The organism is Vibrio sp. SCSIO 43133 (assembly GCF_023716845.1).
Lineage (GTDB): Bacteria > Pseudomonadota > Gammaproteobacteria > Enterobacterales > Vibrionaceae > Vibrio > Vibrio mediterranei.
Window position 1 is genome coordinate 1,275,030 of record NZ_CP068024.1, and the last position, 18,789, is coordinate 1,293,818.

At 45.1% G+C, this 18,789-nt stretch carries 20 protein-coding genes; 17 read left to right on the forward strand and 3 right to left on the reverse strand.

Features of this window, described 5'->3' with window-relative positions; translation table 11 throughout:
- Nucleotide 1 precedes the first annotated feature (1 nt).
- Both fucA and fucO read left to right on the forward strand, forming a co-directional pair.
- Entirely contained in the window at nt 2-649 is a 648-nt protein-coding gene (fucA, locus tag JKJ11_RS06140; protein WP_006071569.1) for an L-fuculose-phosphate aldolase, read from the forward strand.
- A 39-nt stretch (nt 650-688) separates the two neighbouring features.
- The gene (gene fucO / locus JKJ11_RS06145) at nt 689-1,837 is read left to right on the forward strand and encodes a lactaldehyde reductase (protein ID WP_006071570.1); all 1,149 of its coding nucleotides are present in this window, start codon (nt 689-691) and stop codon (nt 1,835-1,837) included.
- A 75-nt stretch (nt 1,838-1,912) separates the two neighbouring features.
- Here the strand turns inward: fucO and JKJ11_RS06150 are convergent, their stop codons facing one another.
- Nucleotides 1,913-2,794, reverse strand: a complete 882-nt coding sequence (locus JKJ11_RS06150; protein ID WP_031494634.1) for a LysR family transcriptional regulator — start codon at nt 2,792-2,794, stop codon at nt 1,913-1,915.
- Between the two features lie 155 nt (nt 2,795-2,949).
- Between JKJ11_RS06150 and JKJ11_RS06155 the strand changes: the two genes are divergently transcribed.
- The 13 genes from JKJ11_RS06155 to JKJ11_RS06215 all read left to right on the forward strand — a co-directional run bounded on the left by JKJ11_RS06155 (nt 2,950) and on the right by JKJ11_RS06215 (nt 16,762).
- Entirely contained in the window at nt 2,950-3,348 is a 399-nt protein-coding gene (locus JKJ11_RS06155) for a RidA family protein (protein WP_252038903.1), read from the forward strand.
- A gap of 78 nt (nt 3,349-3,426) precedes the next feature.
- Nucleotides 3,427-4,887: an aldehyde dehydrogenase family protein gene (locus JKJ11_RS06160; RefSeq protein WP_107306770.1), complete on the forward strand. Its 1,461-nt coding sequence runs from the start codon at nt 3,427-3,429 to the stop codon at nt 4,885-4,887.
- Nucleotides 4,888-4,969: 82 nt separating this feature from the next.
- Entirely contained in the window at nt 4,970-5,959 is a 990-nt protein-coding gene (locus JKJ11_RS06165; RefSeq protein WP_006071574.1) for a membrane dipeptidase, read from the forward strand.
- A gap of 132 nt (nt 5,960-6,091) precedes the next feature.
- Complete coding sequence (locus tag JKJ11_RS06170) at nt 6,092-7,660, forward strand: BCCT family transporter (protein ID WP_503060916.1); 1,569 nt, start codon at nt 6,092-6,094, stop codon at nt 7,658-7,660.
- A gap of 98 nt (nt 7,661-7,758) precedes the next feature.
- Nucleotides 7,759-9,477 (forward strand): hypothetical protein, encoded by a 1,719-nt coding sequence (locus tag JKJ11_RS06175; protein WP_252038905.1) that lies wholly within the window; start codon nt 7,759-7,761, stop codon nt 9,475-9,477.
- Nucleotides 9,478-9,487: 10 nt separating this feature from the next.
- Nucleotides 9,488-10,219 carry a DUF3726 domain-containing protein gene (locus JKJ11_RS06180; RefSeq protein ID WP_038228093.1) on the forward strand — a complete coding sequence of 244 codons (732 nt, stop codon included), beginning with the start codon at nt 9,488-9,490 and terminating at the stop codon, nt 10,217-10,219.
- A gap of 211 nt (nt 10,220-10,430) precedes the next feature.
- Entirely contained in the window at nt 10,431-11,339 is a 909-nt protein-coding gene (gene yhfZ / locus JKJ11_RS06185; RefSeq protein ID WP_006071578.1) for a GntR family transcriptional regulator YhfZ, read from the forward strand.
- A 26-nt stretch (nt 11,340-11,365) separates the two neighbouring features.
- A complete protein-coding gene (locus JKJ11_RS06190) occupies nt 11,366-12,250 on the forward strand; it encodes a phosphotriesterase family protein (RefSeq protein ID WP_252038906.1) in 885 nt (294 codons plus the stop codon).
- Between the two features lie 18 nt (nt 12,251-12,268).
- Complete coding sequence (locus JKJ11_RS06195) at nt 12,269-12,631, forward strand: DUF2620 domain-containing protein (RefSeq protein ID WP_031494231.1); 363 nt, start codon at nt 12,269-12,271, stop codon at nt 12,629-12,631.
- A gap of 2 nt (nt 12,632-12,633) precedes the next feature.
- The gene (locus JKJ11_RS06200; protein WP_252038907.1) at nt 12,634-13,938 is read left to right on the forward strand and encodes a YhfT family protein; all 1,305 of its coding nucleotides are present in this window, start codon (nt 12,634-12,636) and stop codon (nt 13,936-13,938) included.
- 51 nt (nt 13,939-13,989) lie between these two features.
- A complete protein-coding gene (locus JKJ11_RS06205) occupies nt 13,990-14,349 on the forward strand; it encodes a hypothetical protein (protein WP_006071582.1) in 360 nt (119 codons plus the stop codon).
- Nucleotides 14,350-14,412: 63 nt separating this feature from the next.
- Nucleotides 14,413-15,552 (forward strand): YhfX family PLP-dependent enzyme, encoded by a 1,140-nt coding sequence (locus tag JKJ11_RS06210; protein WP_252038908.1) that lies wholly within the window; start codon nt 14,413-14,415, stop codon nt 15,550-15,552.
- Nucleotides 15,545-16,762 (forward strand): phosphopentomutase, encoded by a 1,218-nt coding sequence (locus tag JKJ11_RS06215; protein WP_252038909.1) that lies wholly within the window; start codon nt 15,545-15,547, stop codon nt 16,760-16,762. Before JKJ11_RS06210 ends, JKJ11_RS06215 begins: the two co-directional genes overlap by 8 nt.
- A gap of 85 nt (nt 16,763-16,847) precedes the next feature.
- Here the strand turns inward: JKJ11_RS06215 and JKJ11_RS06220 are convergent, their stop codons facing one another.
- Nucleotides 16,848-17,345 (reverse strand): peptidylprolyl isomerase, encoded by a 498-nt coding sequence (locus JKJ11_RS06220; RefSeq protein ID WP_252038910.1) that lies wholly within the window; start codon nt 17,343-17,345, stop codon nt 16,848-16,850.
- A 185-nt stretch (nt 17,346-17,530) separates the two neighbouring features.
- Between JKJ11_RS06220 and JKJ11_RS06225 the strand changes: the two genes are divergently transcribed.
- On the forward strand, nt 17,531-17,749 hold the full coding sequence (locus JKJ11_RS06225; protein ID WP_006071586.1) for a VF530 family protein: 219 nt from the start codon (nt 17,531-17,533) through the stop codon (nt 17,747-17,749).
- Nucleotides 17,750-17,802: 53 nt separating this feature from the next.
- Here the strand turns inward: JKJ11_RS06225 and JKJ11_RS06230 are convergent, their stop codons facing one another.
- Nucleotides 17,803-18,042 (reverse strand): RNA recognition motif domain-containing protein, encoded by a 240-nt coding sequence (locus JKJ11_RS06230; protein WP_031495002.1) that lies wholly within the window; start codon nt 18,040-18,042, stop codon nt 17,803-17,805.
- A 194-nt stretch (nt 18,043-18,236) separates the two neighbouring features.
- Between JKJ11_RS06230 and JKJ11_RS06235 the strand changes: the two genes are divergently transcribed.
- Nucleotides 18,237-18,767: a GNAT family N-acetyltransferase gene (locus tag JKJ11_RS06235; protein ID WP_124940952.1), complete on the forward strand. Its 531-nt coding sequence runs from the start codon at nt 18,237-18,239 to the stop codon at nt 18,765-18,767.
- Nucleotides 18,768-18,789 lie beyond the last annotated feature (22 nt).

Genomic DNA, 18,789 nt, shown 5'->3' on the forward strand with positions numbered 1-18,789 from the left:
CATGAACAGACAACAACTTTCGCAACAAATCATCGACACTTGCCTTGAAATGACAAGACTTGGGTTGAACCAAGGCACTGCTGGAAATGTCAGTGTTCGTTTTGATAACGGTATGTTGATCACACCAACGGGCATCGCATACGACAAACTCACCCCCGATCATATTGTGTATGTCACTCATGATGGGTTCTTTGAGGAAGGCAAGTTACCGTCATCAGAGTGGCACTTCCATCTGACTTGTTATCAAACTCGTGAAGACGTTAACGCGGTAGTTCACAATCACGCCATTAATTGTGCGGCGGTATCCATTCTGAACAAACCAATCCCAGCGATTCATTATATGGTTGCTGCGTCGGGTGCGACAGAGATCCCTTGTGTCCCTTACGCTACTTTTGGCAGTCACGAACTAGCCGATTATGTCAAAGAAGGGATGGCAAACAGCAAAGCCATTTTGCTGCAACACCATGGACTTATTGCGGGTGAGGCTAATTTAGAAAAAGCACTGTGGCTAGCACATGAAGTCGAAGTATTGGCTGACCTCTATCTGAAAACAATGGCGATTACACCAGATGTCCCTGTGCTTGACGATGCTGAAATGCAAAAGGTCTTGGGCAAGTTCAAGTCATATGGACTGAGAGTTGAGCAGTAGTTACCAATAACCTAATTGAAGATGTAGAGGGAAATGACCATGGCTTTTTCTTTAAATTTACCCAAGTTGAGTTTAGCTGGGGCTGGCGCTATTAATGATGCGGTACAAGAGATCCAAGCTCAATCGATTAACACTGCGCTTATTGTGACAGATGCGAATCTGGTTAAACTGGGAATTCTTGATTCATTACTGGCTCAATTGGAGCAGCTCAGCATTGATTATGTGTTGTTCGATAAAGTGACACCAAACCCAACGGCTGCGCTAGTAAGAGAAGGGGTCGAGCTGTACCAAAAGGAACAGTGTGACTGTTTCATTGCTGTAGGTGGAGGTAGCCCTGTAGATTGTGCTAAAGCTATACGCATAGTGACCTCAAATGGCGGTGACATCTGTGATTATGAAGGTGTAGGCAAAGTGCGAGTTGTAGGTGACTACTTTGTCGCGGTTAATACGACAGCAGGGACAGCGGCAGAAATGACCTCTAATTCGGTTATTACTGACGAAGAACGGCAAGTAAAAATGGTGATTATCGATGCCAAACAGATCCCTGATTTGGCGGTTAATGACCCTGAGCTTATGTTGGGATTACCAAGCAGCGTAACCGCTAGCACGGGTATGGATGCGCTCACCCATGCCATTGAAGCTTATGTTACACCCGGTGCACATACACTAACTAAACCGACGGCTTTAGAAGCAATTCGCCTTATCAATAAATGGTTACCTGTTGCGGTAGATGATGGCCAGAATCTAGAGGCGCGTGAACAATTAGCTTGTGCTCAGTTTCTTGCAGGTATGGCGTTTAACAGCGCAGGTTTAGGTTTGGTTCATGCCATGGCTCATCAACCAGGTGCTACACATAACCTTCCTCATGGTGTTTGTAATGCTATCTTGTTACCGGAAGTGTGTGAGTTCAATGCTCAAACACGTCCGCAACCGTTTAGAGCGATTGCCGAAGCTATGGGTTCGAGTACTGCGGACTTAGATGATGAATCTGCGGCGAAAGCTGCGATAGCGAGAATTCGTCAGCTTTCACAGCGCGTGCAAATTCCAAATGGCTTAGCAGAGCTAGGCATTCAAGAAAGTGATTTTGCTCTTTGGTTAGATAAGACTCTGGCTGACCCATGTCTTGGGGGCAACCCTAGAGTTCCGACGCGAGAAGAAATCCTTAAGCTATTTGCTCAAGCTATGTAACGTAATGAAAAACCTAGCGCAATGCTAGGTTTTTCTGAACATCCTTTTGAATGTTGCGTAGGTGCTTGATGTCCGCTATTCGTCATAATTCAAATAAGTCACACATAAGTCATGGAATGCTTGTGCTTGAGGGGAAATCGTTCGCTCAGTAAGGCGAAATATCCCGATTTGCCTTTGTAAAGGTGGGTCGATCAGAGGAAGCCAGACTAATCGAGTTTCATTAGTGGGAAAGGCAAGTTTTGGCAGTGTGGTAATGCCAATACCAAGCTCCAATACAGAGAAAAGAGAGGTGATATTTTCGACGGAATACAAAGCCTGCTCGCTGAGAGCTCTGGCTGGTGTTGGGTCTAGGAGCTTACAAGTACCATTTCTGATAAACGGCTGTTGTAACAGAGTTTGCCATTCGATGCCTTCGTTTTGAGAAGCAATAGGGTTGTCTTTCAAACAGACGACACCAATAGGATCTGAGATAAGCGGCGTAAACTCGATAGCGCCATCCTCAAGGTGTGAGCTGTTACCTAGGGCCAAGTCGACTTCCCCTGACAATAGTCGTGCTTCGACACCAGCGGCGTTATCATCAATCAGACTTACCTCCACATTGGGAAATTGTTCGCAAAAAGCACCCAATACACTGGGAATCAGCTTAGCAGCGACAGAGGGGACACTGGCGATTCTGACTCGTCCCTGTTGTCCCGCGGCAGCGGCTCGTAAATCATTATCTAATGCACTATAGACGTTAAGGAACTGGATTACTTTGGGCAGACATATCTCGCCAAATGGTGTGAGTTTAGATTTGTTCCCGGATTCAAACAGCGCCTGACCTAAGTTCTTTTCAAGTTCTTTTATTGATGTGGATAATGCTGCTTGCGAGCGGTTGGCTCTATTTGAGGCCGCTCTGAATCCACCTTCTTCGACCACCATCACAAAATGCCGCAATTGTTGAAGTTTGATACTCATTAGACCACTTCCTTAAGCCCTTTTGTCACCGTACCTTTTGTAAGGTGATAGATTTTTCTTATCAAATGTAAGAAATTTACCGTTAGATTTATCAAATATCAAGTAGCATTATTTAACCATCAAGAAACATAGTTGTTACAAATGGTGGATTGCTCGTGAATTTTCAAACCCAAAAGTCTCCAGTTAAAACTTCTCTATTTGCTTCAAAAGCGCCACTTGAATGGGCGATCGTCAACAATGGCACATTATATACCGCGCAGATCCCTATCGATGATACTGGAGCTGTTGTTGATGGTGGCATTGAAGCACAAACCCGTCAGACATTTAGCAACCTTTCTCACACACTGGAATGTGCAGGTTCGTCTCTAGATTCAGTTCTACAAGTGTTGATCTACGTGACAGACCGAGAGTACCTCAAAACCGTCAACGATGTTTATGCAGAGTATTTTGAAGCACCTTATCCAAATCGCGCAGCTATGGTCGTGGCGGGGTTAGCGAGAGAAGAAATGCTGGTGGAGTTTGTTGTGTACGCAGCTGCGCCGCAACCAGAGTAACGACAGCTTACTAATCAACTAAGCAGAATATTGGCGGCTAGATCTCATCTAGCGAGCTACAGAACAAGGAAAGCACAAATGACTCAACAACTTACTATTCCAACTGAAAATGCCTTGTACATCGCAGGGGAGTGGCAGTCTGGTGTGAGCACCATCGCCAACATTAACCCATCAGATATTTCTGAAAATCTAGGTCACTTTGCTCAGGCAAGCCAAGTGCAGGTTCAGCAAGCCATATCCGCAGCTAAACATGCACAGCCAGAGTGGGAAAAAACACCTATTGAACGCAAGCAAGCGGTGCTTCAAGCAATTGGAGACGAATTGATAGCGCGCTGCGATGAACTTGGTACCTTGCTTTCTCGCGAGGAGGGTAAGCCATTTTTAGAAGGTCGTGGTGAAATCTATCGAGCTGGTCAATTCTTCCAATACTTCGCGGCTGAGGTGTTACGTCAGATAGGTGACAGTGCTGATTCAGTGCGTCCGGGCGTTTCAGTGGAAGTGACTCGTGAAGCTGTTGGTGTGATTGCGATTATTTCCCCTTGGAACTTCCCAACCGCAACGGCGGCTTGGAAGATTGCACCTGCATTGGCTTTTGGTAACAGCGTCATTTGGAAACCTGCGAATCTTACTCCAGCGAGTGCGGTGGCTTTAACGGAAATTATCCATCGTCAAGGCATACCTGCTGGTACGTTTAACTTGGTGTTAGGTAGTGGTTCTGAAGTGGGTAACACTTTGATCAATTCTACAGACGTGAACGGTGTCAGCTTCACGGGTTCTGTAGAAACGGGACGTAAAGTGGCAGCCGCAACCGCCCCGAATTTTGTTCGTTGCCAGTTGGAAATGGGTAGCAAAAATGCCCTGGTCATTGCCGATGATGCTGATATTCAGATTGCAGTAGAGGCGACGATTGCTGGATCTTTCTCTGGCGCAGGCCAAAAGTGTACTGCGTCTTCTCGTCTTGTGGTGATGGATGGCATTCATGACCAATATGTTGAAGCACTCATTAAGCGCATGAGCGAACTAAAAGTAGGCCACGCACTTGAAGAAGGCATCTTTATGGGACCTGTCGTCGATGGCAACCAGTTAGAGGCAAACTTTGGGTGGATTGAAAAAGCTCGTCAAAGTGGAGCAGAGCTAGCATTTGGCGGAGAACGTCTGAATCTTGCGCATGAGGGTTACTACATGTCACCAACACTGTTCTTGAACACTAAGAATGAGTGGGAAGTGAACCAAGAAGAGGTGTTTGCGCCTATGGCGAGCGTTATTCGAGTTGCCGACCTTGACGAAGCAATCGCAACAGCGAACGACACACGATTTGGATTAACGGGTGGCATCATCACACAAAGCCTGCGAAACAGTGCCATCTTCAAACAACAGATCCAAACCGGTTGTGCCATGGTGAACTTGCCAACAGCAGGCACAGATTACCACGTACCGTTTGGTGGTCGTAAAGAGTCTAGCTTTGGTCCTCGTGAGCAAGGTCAATATGCAAAAGAGTTCTATACCGTAGTAAAAACAGCGTACCAACGCCCTTACTAATTATTACACGACGCCGAGAGAGTGACGTTGTGACGTCACTCATTTTGAACACCAATTCAATGAGTACAGCAAGAGGTGGGGTATGTACCAGCAAGGGATTGTCATAGACGGATTGCAATACTGCAATTGGGACAGAGAGTATTTTCAAACGCTCAAAGCCAGCGGCATTACCGCTGTTCACGTTACTATCGCTTATCACGAGAATGCACGTGAGACACTGACTCGATTTGCCGAATGGAACCTTCGTTTCGAGCAAAACGACGACCTCATTATGCCGGTTTATTCCATGGCAGATGTCGAGCTTGCAAAGGCATCGGGCAAGGTTGGCATTTTTATGGGGGCGCAGAACTGTTCTCCGATTGATGACGAAATTGGCTTAATTGAAGTCATGCGCCGTCAAGGGCTGCTCATCATGCAACTGACCTACAACAACCAAAGCCTATTAGCGACAGGGTGTTACGAAAAGCACGACACAGGCATCACCCGTTTTGGTAAGCAAGTCATCGAAGAGATGAACCGTGTCGGCATGATCATCGATATGTCACACAGCGCCGAACGTTCAACGCTGGAGGCGATAGACCTTTCTGCTCGTCCAATTTGTATCAGTCATGCCAATCCAACGTTCGCTCATGATGCATTGCGAAACAAGTCGAACACGGTGATCAAATCCCTTACCGAGCGTGGCGGCCTGATTGGATTTAGCCTTTATCCATTTCATCTACCCAATGGCAGTGAGTGTTCATTAGAGGATTTCTGCCAAATGGTAGAGAAAACTGCGGATATTGCAGGTATCGACCACATTGGTATCGGTAGCGACCTTTGCCTGAATCAACCTCAACAAGTTTTGGAGTGGATGCGCAACGGACGCTGGTCAAAAACCATGGATTATGGCGAAGGCTCGGCTGCTAACTCAGGTTGGCCTGATGCTCTTCCTTGGTTCAGCGGCAGCAAAGGAATGGAAAACATCTACAACGGATTAGTCCGTCATGGCTTTAGTGAAGTCGAGGCGGGGAAAATTATGGGTGTTAATTGGTTTGACTTCTTACAACAAGGATTGGAGCCAAATCTATAGCCTACACCCGAACATGGAAGAGCTCGCCAATACAAAAACAATAGGTGAGCGTTAAACACAACATAGGTTGCTTTCCCCAAGGCGAGCAACACAAACTTCTGGAGTCAGAGTATGTCTGATCTAACCAATAGCATGAACACAGCACCACCGTCTTCTGCAAGCGCGGAGATAGAACATCAAAGTAAACTCTCTTCATCGGATAAGTTGGGGTTGAGTAACCCTGCATTTTGGTACAGTGGCGGCTTTATCGCTCTGTTTGTTGCACTTGCGCTTTATGATGGCGAGCTGCTTTCTTCTCTAGTCAATGTTGGTTTTAGCTGGTCAGTAAAAGTTTTTGGTCCTTACTGGCAAATATTACTACTACTCACTTTTCTTATTGGTCTTGGTCTCGCAGCAGGGCGAACAGGCAAAGTGATTTTGGGCGGTAACGTGAAACCAGAGCTAGACTCATTTCGCTGGATGGCTATTCTATTCTGTACCTTACTGGCTGGGGGCGGTGTATTTTGGGCAGCAGCTGAGCCTATTGCGCACTATGTGAGTCCTCCTCCTCTGTACGGTCCCCAAGACAGCGTTATGCAAACAGCGATTAATGCTTTATCGCAGTCATTTATGCACTGGAGCTTCTTGTCATGGGCAATTGTAGGTAGCTTAACCTCTATTGTTATGATGCATTTGCACTATGACAAAGGCTTACCTTTAAAACCTCGAACCTTACTGTATCCAGTGTTGGGAGAGCGTGCGTTGAAAGGTCATACCGGTGCTCTGATTGACGCATGTTGTATTGTAGCAGTTGCTGCAGGAACCATCGGACCTATTGGTTTTCTGGGGCTGCAAGTGAGCTATGCATTGAACGCACTGTTTGATATTCCAGATGGCTTTACCACTCAGCTGATCATTATTCTGTTCGCGATAGTGCTATACACGCTATCAGCACTCAGCGGCCTTAATCGCGGAATGCAGATGTTGAGCCGTTATAACGTCATCTTAGCTATTGCGCTGATGGTTTATATCCTACTGTTTGGTCCAACTAACTTTATCTTCAATGGCTATATCCAGGGTATGGGTACCATGTTGGATAACTTTATTCCAATGGCGACATATCGAGGCGATGAGGGATGGCTTAGCTGGTGGACGGTATTCTTCTGGGGTTGGTTCTTAGGTTATGGGCCATTAATGGCTATCTTTATTGCTCGTATCTCACGTGGTCGAAGCATTCGCCAAATCATTTCTATCATTAGTATTGCGGCGCCATTCGCGACTTGTTTCTGGTTCACCATCGTTGGTGGGACTGGACTTGCGTTCGAGATTGCCGACCCTGGTAGTGTTAGTAAAGCATTCGAAGGGTTTAACCTTCCGGGAGCGTTACTCGCAGTAACACAACAGCTACCTATGCCAATGCTAGTTTCCATTTTGTTCTTAGTGCTTACCACCATATTCATTGTCACTACGGGAGATTCGATGACTTACACCATCAGTGTTGTCATCAGTGGTGAAACGGAGCCAAATGCCATCGTCCGTACCTTTTGGGGAGTAATGATGGGGGTGACGGCTATCATCTTAATATCACTGGGATCGGGCGGTATTTCGGCACTGCAGTCCTTTATCGTGATAACCGCGGTACCAGTATCCTTAGTGCTGTTGCCCTCACTATGGAACGCTCCGCAAATCGCGATGAAACTGGCGAAAGAACAAGGCTTATAAACACAACAATAGTTCTTCAATAACGTGAATGCTGTGTGGGCTTAGGTTCACACCCCACGCAGCTCCAATCATTCTTATAATTAAAACAGGTGAGCAAAATGGATGTACATCGTTCAACTTACACTGAGACTCCGCTTCGTAGCGTTGATGTGGTAATGAATCCACAACGACTTGGCGCTATGCATCAAAATCGAATCAGTTTTGTGCGCAGCTTAATCCGCAAAATGGCACAGCAAAATTGGCGGGTGAGTAAGCATGAATGGCAGCTGTCGCCGCAAGGGTATGGACACGTCATTTACCGTCTCGCAACACCTAAGCACGTTTATCATCTAGTGGTATTTTGTGACCAGATTGCTGATGAAGAGCGCAATGATCGCGTGATTGCAGAGAAATGGGATGTGACATTCGCCCTAGTGTATGGAGATGTTGATGTGTCTCTGTTGGAAAAGCTGCGTGCCAATGTGCCGCTTCAAGAAGCAGGGCGCAATACCAACGATGTTCTTGTATTGGCTCGCGCCAATAAGAGTGTTCGAGTCTTCGAACATATTGTTTCTCACCTTGCCAAGGGCACTCAACCAGACGCGAAAGAGCTTGCTGAGGTTGGTTATATTCTGCGTACAACGGCAGTTTACGGTAATGGTAAGTTCGGCATTGCTGACTTTAAGTTACTGGAAGATAACGATGACTTTAGTCAGTCATTCAGCGCCCAAATGTGCGCGGTGTATCTGCTACGCGAATTCAGTTTGGATTGGGTGCATTACTTGGCGACGCAACAAGGCGGTGATAAAGCGATATCATTAGATCGCGGTTTGCAGCGATACTTGGGCGTTGGAAATGCCACTGGGCTTGGTATGGCGCCATATTTGATTAATCACCCATGCATCGTTGACCAGTGGATGACGTCACGAGAAAAAGCACTCGCGATGGTGTTGGCGCAGCAAACTAATAAAGATAAGTTGCCGCAACTTAAAGTTCTGCTTAGCAAAGCGACTATGCACTTGGCGCAAGTAATAACGATTAATGAGGTGCAAAACAGCTTAAATCAGCAGGCGCTTGATGAATTGTCTTTACTAGTAGACGACCTAGCTACACATCTTGAAAATGCCTCAACTTGGGGTGATTTGCTCGAACAAAATCAGTTAATGAATATGGAAGCCCAAGAAATCCTCATTGCGTGTCTGATGGAGCTCTACCCAGAACAAGTTGATGTATTTGCAGATCAGATGAATACGGATGAAACGCTGTACCTGCCAACGGGTAAAAAAGTCAGTGATTTGATTTCGTTATTGGAAACTCGTTATCAGTGGGCAGTTAGTACTAACTTTTCGATGCCAGAAAACAACTATTGGTTCTGGTATCGGTCACAGGACAAAGAAGAGCCACGCTTAGGTGTTCGTGAGGAAGAACAAGGTGCAGATAAAGAACTACCGCTTGATATTGGTAGACAAGCGTATTACCTGTACAGAGCGTTAGAGCAACAATCTCAAGAGATGTCAATTGCGCAATTTCTGCTGCATTCTCCTCAATATCGAGCTATTGCAAGAAGGGTATGGACGCTAGGTAATCGCGTGATGGGAGACATTCAAATGAATGTTCTCCATAAACAGTCACTACCTATGCATTTATTGCGTTGCAAACTCGCCATCTTTGGGGCGACGAAGTTTGATCCTCGATCTGACCGCTGGGTCCGAGTCACCTTTTTCCAAGGAGCCCCATTGCTAGACGAAATCGGCGATGAGAATTACCAAGATAATTGGATCTTTCCATTGTTGCCTAGTGAGCAATCTATGACTTCCATTAACTCTATTACGCCATAAGGACGTTGGTATGATCGTATCTCACAATGAATTAGTCGCTGCAGTAAACAAAGCTTTTTTGGGAATGAAACGCTCCTGTGGCGAAGCGGACGTGATTGCTAATATGGTTGCGGACCTGCAAATGGTTGGGCTTAATGGGATTCGCCATTTTAACAATGCATGTAACTACCTAGGCCTCGAACAAGACTGCGCAGTTCAAATCAATAAGGTTGAACCAGGTTTACTGGAGGTGGACCTCCACCAAAATAGCGTAGCGTGCCATCTGCCTGTGATCTTAGATTTCGCACTCGAGTCGATGGTTGGGCAGAAGCAACTCAAAATGACATTATTGAACTGTCACAATCGCTGGTTGGCGTATAGTGAATTGGTAAAACTGGCAGCGAAGGGTATTGCTTGTAGAGCATATTGGAGCAATGGTAGTCAGCCCAAACGCACTCTTTACGTACTCAACCGAGGATGTGTTGCACCTGAGCTCTATTTTTCTGACACTGACCTTGTTGAAGACGACCTTCACTCGATGACGATTGAACTGTCGATTGAGGACTTTAACCAGACAGCATTAGCGGGCCAATACAACACCCATATCGATAGCACTGAACTTTCTAGCTCGCAGCAAGCCGCTTGGGTAGAAGGCATTTTTGTTGATGATGCCGAGTGGGCAATGTTAAAGCAGACGGCAACGATATTCTTAGTAGAAAACAGTCAGCGCTCACTGCAAGGAGCGGGTGAATTAGTGGAGTGATAATCAAGCCCACACTGATCTTATAAAGTTAGCAATAGATGAAAGTGCCGAGTAATCCGGCACTTTTTTCATTTTTGGTGATTGGCAATCCAGTTTTAATGCTTTTTGTCAGTAGTTAATAAGAGTGTGACGCGCTTTGCTTTTTTTATTGTACTGGTATGGTTAAATTAAATCCTCAAAAAAATGAAGAATAAAAAATGAAGAATAAAAAATGAGTAGTCAAAACTATATAAAGAAAAACGGAGCGGCCATTATTCATATCGCCCGTTATTTGTTAACGACTGAGGCTGGGGATAGACTCAAGACGATTGATGAGCTGTCGATCGACATCGGTTGTTCCGTTGGATATGTAGCAAACGCGATTAAATTTATCGAAAAGGAAGAAGCGGTCTACCTAAGCCGTCAAGGGCGTAATGGCACCATTATCTCTTCACTAAATTTCAATAAGCTGGTGGGTATATCCGAGATTGGTAATATCGTTTGTGCGATGCCGCTGCCGTATACAAAGCATTACGAGGGATTGGCCTCTGGTCTTAAGCAACAGATAGACAACGTGCCCCTGTACTTTGCTCATATGAGAGGCGCAGGGGTTAGGGCGGAATGTCTTAGTGACGGTATCTACGATATAGCTATCATGTCCAAACTGGCGTCAGAAAAGTATGTTGCAGAGGGTGATTTGGAGATTGCAGTAGAGTTGGATGCGCACAGTTATGTACCAGAACATCGATTGATTTACAGGCAGTCGGAGCGTAATAACATTAAACGAATCGGTGTTGATGCTGAATCGCCAGACCAAAAACTGCTTACTGAAATCTACTTTAAAGATCAAGAAATTGAGGTGGTTCCAGTACCTTATAACGAATGTCTCAAACAGATTGTCAAAGGGGAGATCGATGCTGCAATCTGGTATGCCTCACGAGAAGATTCTATTGAGGCGATGGGCCTTAGCGAAGAGCCGCTCACGTCTATTCCGGATTTTGAAAAGGCGTCGATTGCAGTGTTGATGGTTAGAAAAGGTTCGGACTATCTAAAGGCCATGCTAAAGAAATTCGTCAATAACGAGAAGTTACTAGCGCATCAAACGGACGTGATATCCGGTAAAGTGATTCCAACTTATTAGGTTCTAGCTAACAAGGAGAAAATGAGATGTCATTCGACACAACCGGTTTTACCTATTGCCATGAGCATCTGCATATCGATTTATCTCCTCAGAAGGGAGATATTGATTGCAAACTTGATCAATTTGAATTGATTAAACAGGAGCTTATCTCGCTTAGGAAACTTGGAGTACGGAATATCGTTGAGGTGACTAATCGTTTTATGGGTAGAAATCCTCAATTTATTGAGGATTTAACTAAGGCGTCAGAGATGAATGTTGTTTTGTCGACTGGCTATTACATCGAGGGTTTCTTTCCGGATTTCTTAGCGAATCTGTCGATTCGAGATATTGCCCAAACCATGATTGACGAAATTGAACAGCCTCTGGATGGCACCTCTCTAAAGGCGTCTGTGATTGGTGAGATTGGGAGCAGCGAAAACCAATTCTCCCCACTAGAAAAGAACGTCTTCTTAGCTGCGGCCATTGCTCACAAAGAAACAGGCGCGCCTATTTCAACGCACACCTCATTTAGCACGATGGCGAAGCAACAGATCCAGTTACTTGGTGGTGAAGGTATCGACCTTAGGAAGGTGACGATAGGACACTGCGACCTTCGAGATAACCTTGATGACTTGCTCTACTTGTTGGATCACGGGTGTTACGTGCAGCTCGATACAATTGGTAAGAACAGTTACTACCCAGATGAAAAGAGAATTGAAGTGATTAATACCCTAATCGCTAGGGGATACGTCGAGCAACTTATGTTGTCGATGGATATAACTCGACGTTCGCATTTAAAAGCGAATGGCGGGTTAGGTTTTAGCTACTTGATGGAGGAGTTTGTTCCTCGACTGTTCGCTTCTGGTGTAAGCGAAAGTGATGTCGAAATTATGCTCAAACACAATCCAAACCGATTTTTCAATAACGGATAAACATAAAAGGAAAGCAGAATGAAAACGATCGCAATCGCGGGTTTACAACGCGAACAAATTAAAGCGCAGATAGAAGAGGCGGCACCAGGAAAGTTTGAGTGCCACATTCTCAACGACATGGATGCCGCGATGAAAGTAAAAGCAGGAGAACTTGATTACTACGTCGGGGCTTGTAATACAGGTGCGGGCGCTGCACTTAGCATGGCTATTGCTATTATTGGCTTCAATGAGTCGTGCACGATTGCGAAGCCTGCTATTCAAGCTAAGGAAGAGCAAATTGCTCAATTTATTACCGAAGGCAAAAAGGCATTTGGATTATCAATTGAGCACGTAGACCACGCCGTTCCTATGTTAGCGACATTGCTAGCGAGAGAGGTGTAGTTATGGATATCACCAACATTGCTCTAATTGCGACCTTGTGTGCAATGACTGCTTTAGTCGCACATATGTCGGCCGCCGTATTTCACGACGGGATACGACCCATATTGCCTCAGTTGATTGAAGGCAACATGACACGCCGAGATGCTGGTTCCGTTGCTTTTGGCTTGTCTATCGGTTTTGTCGCGTCTGTGGGTATTTCTTTTACCTTATCGACAGGCCTTCTTAACCCGTGGCTGCTTTTCTTACCGACGGACATCATAGGTGTTATGGCAACGAGCCGCATTATGGCGGTGCTTGGGGGCGGCATTTGGGGCGTATTAGTGGTTACCAGTCTGGCTGGTGTTAATGCGGTTCTGACAGGTCTTCCAATTGATGCGCTGGGTGCTTTGGGTGAGTTGGGTACACCTGTCATGTCGGCGTTTGCGTTATTCCCACTGTTAGCTATTTTCTACCAGTTTGGATGGAAAGCAGGGGCTGTTGCAGGTGTTGTGATACTTCTATCACGACTGTTTGTTATGAAGTTTACGGGTATCTATCCTGAGTCGATTCAGATCTTTGTTGGTATGGTGATGCTTGTGGCTATAGCGATTCGTAAAGATGTTCAAGATAAAGCGAACGGTATTACCCCTCCAGATATGAGTGGTATGCGAAGCTTGTTTGAAGAGCGAACTAAGCGAATTTTCAAGAACATGCCTTACTTAGCTGTTGTCGGTGCACTGATAGCCGCCGCCGCTGCGTCGGGGATCTTTGCGGGTTCAGAAGTCTCTATTTACTCGTTAGCAGATGCCTACAAAATAGAAGACCCTGTTGCTCAAAAAGAAGCATTAAACCAAGTCGCTTTGTCTGAAATGATGCGTGGTTTAGGCTTTATTCCACTGATTGCCACTACGGCACTTGCTACTGGGGTTTATGGCGTTGTTGGCTTTACGTTTGTGTTTGTAGTGGGTTACCTCTCACCAAATGTACCTGTGGCAGCAGTACTTGGCGCGATTACAATTTGCATCGAGATTTTCTTGCTTCGTGGTATTGGTCGCTTCTTAGAGCAGTTCCCTTCAATTCGAAATGCTTCGGACAATATTCGTAATAGCATGAACACGCTAATGGAATTTGCTTTGCTTATTGGGGGGGTGCTTGCAGTGATGAAAATGGGTGGCACGACCGGGTTCACGATCTTTGCAATGTTGTATTACTTGAACGAAGTAATGGGTCGTCCAATTTTGAAAATTGCAGCGCCTGCAGTAGCGGCAATACTTACCGGTGTGGTGTTAAACCTACTTTACGTCTTTGGGCTTTTTGTTCCTGCATAAATACGCGTACAGCTTTTTTCATACCTATCTGTACAGAGATTTGGAGAAATTATGAAACAACGAATGTCTCTTCTTTTGGAGCATAACGTAATCAGTCAAATCGCGTTTGATGCGACCATGAGGGCTGTCGGAATCTTGATGATTGAATGGAATGTGAAAGAGGATTCAGAACAATTTCAGATGGCGATGACTCATTTTGCACGTGCTATTGATCGAGTACTACAAAGCAATCCTATTGTAGAAGGCTTGGACTCTGAGATTCTAAAAGAAATGCAAGATGACGACGTATTTTCAGACATTGTCAGTATGAACAATCAGTTATGTTCGGCGTCTGGCGTACCAGAGATGCCTGAGACGGAAATCAGTTTTCTTTTGAGCAATCTGTACGCAATCAAACTGAGTGTGTCGTAACTGGATTTTTTTGGAAATTAATCTTCAAAAAAATGAAAATAAATTGAGTGGATTGAAAAGTATATGTATTTAAATGCTTTGCAACATCAAAACGATGCACTGATTCAGGCTACCCTTGCTCTTTATGAGCAGGGGAACCTGTTACCGGATTCGTACGTCATTGATGTCGAACAATTTACAGCAAACGCCAAAGTCATAAGGCAGCGTGCTAGCGACCTTGGGTTAAAGCTGTATGGCATGACCAAACAATTTGGGCGTAACCCATATTTAGCACAGCTTCTTCTCGAATTAGGCTATGACGGTATTGTTGCTGTGGATTTCAAAGAAGCGCGAGCTCTGCATTTAGCGGGAGTCAAGGTTCAACACGTGGGTCATTTAGTCCAGCCTCCGTCGGCTATGGTGGAACAAATCGTGGCAGAGATGAAGCCAGAAGTTATGACCGTCTATTCGCTAGATAAAGCACGTCAAATCTCAGATGCAGCCTGCAAGTGCGGCAGAGTGCAACCTGTGCTAGTGAAGTTTTATGGTGACGAGGACAGGCTTTATGTCAACCAAGAGGCAGGATTTCCGATTGCTGAACTCGACTCTGTGTTAGAGGCACTTGGTCAAATGAAGGGAATTCGCCTAGAAGGAGTGACTCATTTCCCTTGCTTTTTGTTTGATGGTGAGCAGCTTGCCGCAACAGAGAATGTCGACACGCTGCATCAAGTCATCGAACATTGGCCAGAGGAGGGGGGGCCTCACCAAGTCAATATGCCTTCAGCGACATGTTTTAACACTTTAACCATGATTAAACGGCTAGGGGGAACTCATGGTGAACCGGGTCATGCTTTGACTGGTACATTCCCAGCTAACATTGATGGCAGTCAGCCTGAAAAAGTTGCGATGCTGTATTTATCAGAGATTTCTCATCAGTTTCAAGGTGCGTCGTATTGTTATGGGGGTGGTTACTACCGTCGTGGTCAACTTGAACATGCATTGATTGATGGCTCGGTGTTCCCTGTTAGCAATGAGGATGTGAACGCTATCGATTATCACCTAAAAGTATCTGGGATCCATAAAATAGGTACACCGATAATCATGGCATTTCGAACTCAGGTCTTTGTCACTCGTTCCGATGTGGTTTTAGTTGATGGTATTCAATCTGGGAACCCAAGGGTTATCGGGCGCTATGATTCATTGGGAGGGGCGATAGATGGGTAGATTTATCGTTATTGTCTTGGATGGGTTCGGTGTTGGTGCCATGGATGATGTCTATGAAAGCCGAACCAAAGATATTGGAGCGAATACCGCATACAAACTACTGGCCTCTTATCCCAATAGAGATTTACCAACTCTAGCGTTATTGGGACTTAATAATGTTGTTGATTGCAACGTATCGCGCCTTAGACAAAACCCTAACGCCAACACCGGTACCATCAACCTGCGACACCAAGGATGCGACACGTTTGCTGGACATCAAGAGCTTATGGGAACGCTACCTAAATTACCAAGGGTAAATCCATTTCATAACTCCATTGATACGATTCAAGAGTCCATTGAAGAGGCTGGGTATTTCGTTGAGCGGGTAAAGAGAGGAGAGCTTGCTGTACTGTTGGTCGAGCAATCTGTAGTGATTGGCGACAATCTGGAAGCTGAATTAGGTGAGGTGTATAACGTTGCTGCGGATTTAAATCGTATTGAATTTGATAGTTTATTGAATATCGGTCGAATTGTTCGTGCAAATAATGATGTAGCAAGAAACATTGTATTTGGAGGGCGACTTGATGCGACCGAACAGCTTATTAATTCGATAGAAGTCCGTGGAGAGTGCGTTGGAGTTAATGCGCCTAAATCTAAAGTGTATGAAAGAGGGTTTCAGGTCGCTCACTTAGGGTACGGGGTTAACCATTTAGTGCAAGTTCCCCATTTACTCGCCAATGTTGATTGTGAAACTGTTTTGGTTGGTAAGGTGGCCGACATTGTAGAAAACAACCATGGTGTGAGTTTCAAAGGATTAGTGGATACGGAGCAAATCTTATCTATTGCTTATCAGGAAGTTGATAAGCGAAAACATGGGTTTATTTGTATCAATGTACAGGAAACCGATTTGTCAGGGCATCGACAAGATCCAGATTTATATTGGAAAGTGTTGGAAAAAAGCGACGTTGGAATCGCTAAAATTATGCAATTGATGAACGATGAGGATGTTTTGGTGGTCACGGCCGACCACGGGAATGACCCTTATATTGGTCATGGGCAACACACTAGGGAAAAAGTGCCGTTATTGCTTCATAAAAACGGCATCAATGGCGCGTGTTTGAGTGAGCGTGCGACGCTCGCCGACATAGGGGCGAGTGTCGCGGAGTATTTCGGGGCAGATTTACCCGAGAGCGGAGAATCGTTTATTGAATTGCTTAAGCCGTTTGATTGAAGTGGTATAGATGAAGTGTGCTAGAGAGCTGAAACTGGTTGGCGTTCTAGTAATCTTTCCATTCAAAAAACTGAATCGTCAGTAGTTATTTCACTACTACATCATTAATTATAATTGACTCACAAGGTACGTCATCGTGCCCTTTGTAGGAATGCGTTGCTACTTTTCCAATGGCGTTGACCACATCCATGCCTGCGGTCACTTTGCCGAAAACCGAATAGCCCCAGCCACGGTTTGTGGTGGCAGTGTGGTTCAGGAAGTCGTTGTCGACTAAATTAATGAAAAATTCCGATGTGGCAGAATGAGGAGCATCGGTACGAGCCATCGCTATAGATCCTGTTACGTTTTTAAGACCTCGATTGGCCTCGTTGACGATAGGTGCGCGACCTAGCTTTTCTTCGAGATTTTGGTTGTAACCGCTAGCTTGTATCATGAACCCGTCAATGACACGATGAAATACTGTTCCTTGGTAAAAACCTTCTTGGCAATATTTAAGAAAATTTTTGGCACTAACAGGGGCTTTTTCGATATTGAGCTCAATGTCGATATTGCCGACGTTCGTTTCCAAAGTAATAGTAGTCATGGTTAAGTCCTGAGTTTTCATTCTAAAAAGTAAGAAGTTTGCTATTGATAATGTAGCTGTAATACTGAGTCTAGTAGTGACATAAGACGATGTATTGAGCGACAACAGTAAATGCGATTGCTTTCTGGTTAGAGCCTATGATGAAATAGCGCCGCATTCCACCCACACACTATTTGGAACTTTTAATGAGCACTGAACAACCAAACAACCCGTTACATGGCCTAAAGCTAGAGAAAATTCTTACTCAATTGGTGGAACATTACGGGTGGTCTGGGCTACACGATATCATTCGAGTGAACTGTTTTGCGAATGACCCTTCTATTAAATCATCGCTCAAGTTTCTACGTAAAACGCAATGGGCAAGAGACAAAGTAGAGCGTCTGTATATTGAAACGTTTTGCTAGAAAATGTTAAGGCCAGTCATAGACTGGCCTTATTGGTCTTGGTGACCTGCACATTAGTGACCTGCAAATTTCACGCGAATCTTGCTGCCATTGAACATGGTAAGGTTCAGTTCTTTGATCGCCACTTTCGCTTCATCTTCGTTTGGCATATCTACGAACGCAAAGCCTTTGGACTTACCCGTTTCCTTATCCAACACCAGTGTACATTCAACAACGCGGCCGTAGCCTAGAAACAGTTTTCGTACGTCGTGTTCAATTGTGTCACGGTCAAGGTTTCGAACTAAGATTTTCATAATGAGCCATTTGATATAAGAATTACCGGCGGATTGTCTCAGGTTATGCGGTGTAAACCAAGTGATTCTGTGGAAATATCAGTCCCGCAAAAATCTGATAATTGTGAAATCTCATTAATCAGGTATAACTAGACCACGACTAAAAGAAAAGATTCTGATTAATCCGTTAGTTAGACGTTTAAGGGAGACTTGTGGTGTTCACTCTAAAAGTTGATAACGAAATTGAGCTTGCGTTGGTACAACCTTCTTTTGCAGGACAGTATCTGGAGATAGTTAACGAGCAACGTGACTACTTAGCGCAATGGTTAGCGTGGCCACCTCATGCCGACTCAGAAGCTTTTTTCCAGCGATTTATTAGCCAGTCACTGCACGATTACGCGGATGGTAAATCTTTGGTGTGTGCCATGATCTATCGTAGCGAGTTGGTAGGAAACATTAGTTTTAACGCTATCAACCTGTCGCTAAAGAAGGTGGAGTTAGGTTACTGGCTGTCATCAAAGGCACAAGGTAACGGGATTGTAACGCGCAGCGTCGGTAAGCTTATCGATTATGCATTTAACGAGCTTGGTATGGAAAAGGTTCAGCTGTGTGCTGCGACGGAAAATACGGCTAGTAGAAATGTGGCGGAGCGTTTGGGCTTCTCGCTGGAAGGGATAATTACGCGCAACGAGAACTTAAATGGCAGGGTTGTTGACCACGCTGTCTACGGATTGCTGCGCTCTTGAGTAGCGCAGCACCGAGCTAACT

Excerpts from the sequence above, each read along its gene's own strand:
- fucA (WP_006071569.1), top strand. The coding sequence starts at position 2 with ATGAACAGACAACAACTTTCGCAACAAATCATCGACACTTGCCTTGAA.
- fucO (WP_006071570.1), top strand. The coding sequence starts at position 689 with ATGGCTTTTTCTTTAAATTTACCCAAGTTGAGTTTAGCTGGGGCTGGC.
- JKJ11_RS06150 (WP_031494634.1), bottom strand. The coding sequence starts at position 2,794 with ATGAGTATCAAACTTCAACAATTGCGGCATTTTGTGATGGTGGTCGAA.
- JKJ11_RS06160 (WP_107306770.1), top strand. The coding sequence starts at position 3,427 with ATGACTCAACAACTTACTATTCCAACTGAAAATGCCTTGTACATCGCA.
- JKJ11_RS06165 (WP_006071574.1), top strand. The coding sequence starts at position 4,970 with ATGTACCAGCAAGGGATTGTCATAGACGGATTGCAATACTGCAATTGG.
- JKJ11_RS06170 (WP_503060916.1), top strand. The coding sequence starts at position 6,092 with ATGAACACAGCACCACCGTCTTCTGCAAGCGCGGAGATAGAACATCAA.
- JKJ11_RS06175 (WP_252038905.1), top strand. The coding sequence starts at position 7,759 with ATGGATGTACATCGTTCAACTTACACTGAGACTCCGCTTCGTAGCGTT.
- JKJ11_RS06180 (WP_038228093.1), top strand. The coding sequence starts at position 9,488 with ATGATCGTATCTCACAATGAATTAGTCGCTGCAGTAAACAAAGCTTTT.
- yhfZ (WP_006071578.1), top strand. The coding sequence starts at position 10,431 with ATGAGTAGTCAAAACTATATAAAGAAAAACGGAGCGGCCATTATTCAT.
- JKJ11_RS06190 (WP_252038906.1), top strand. The coding sequence starts at position 11,366 with ATGTCATTCGACACAACCGGTTTTACCTATTGCCATGAGCATCTGCAT.
- JKJ11_RS06195 (WP_031494231.1), top strand. The coding sequence starts at position 12,269 with ATGAAAACGATCGCAATCGCGGGTTTACAACGCGAACAAATTAAAGCG.
- JKJ11_RS06200 (WP_252038907.1), top strand. The coding sequence starts at position 12,634 with ATGGATATCACCAACATTGCTCTAATTGCGACCTTGTGTGCAATGACT.
- JKJ11_RS06205 (WP_006071582.1), top strand. The coding sequence starts at position 13,990 with ATGAAACAACGAATGTCTCTTCTTTTGGAGCATAACGTAATCAGTCAA.
- JKJ11_RS06210 (WP_252038908.1), top strand. The coding sequence starts at position 14,413 with ATGTATTTAAATGCTTTGCAACATCAAAACGATGCACTGATTCAGGCT.
- JKJ11_RS06215 (WP_252038909.1), top strand. The coding sequence starts at position 15,545 with ATGGGTAGATTTATCGTTATTGTCTTGGATGGGTTCGGTGTTGGTGCC.
- JKJ11_RS06220 (WP_252038910.1), bottom strand. The coding sequence starts at position 17,345 with ATGACTACTATTACTTTGGAAACGAACGTCGGCAATATCGACATTGAG.
- JKJ11_RS06225 (WP_006071586.1), top strand. The coding sequence starts at position 17,531 with ATGAGCACTGAACAACCAAACAACCCGTTACATGGCCTAAAGCTAGAG.
- JKJ11_RS06230 (WP_031495002.1), bottom strand. The coding sequence starts at position 18,042 with ATGAAAATCTTAGTTCGAAACCTTGACCGTGACACAATTGAACACGAC.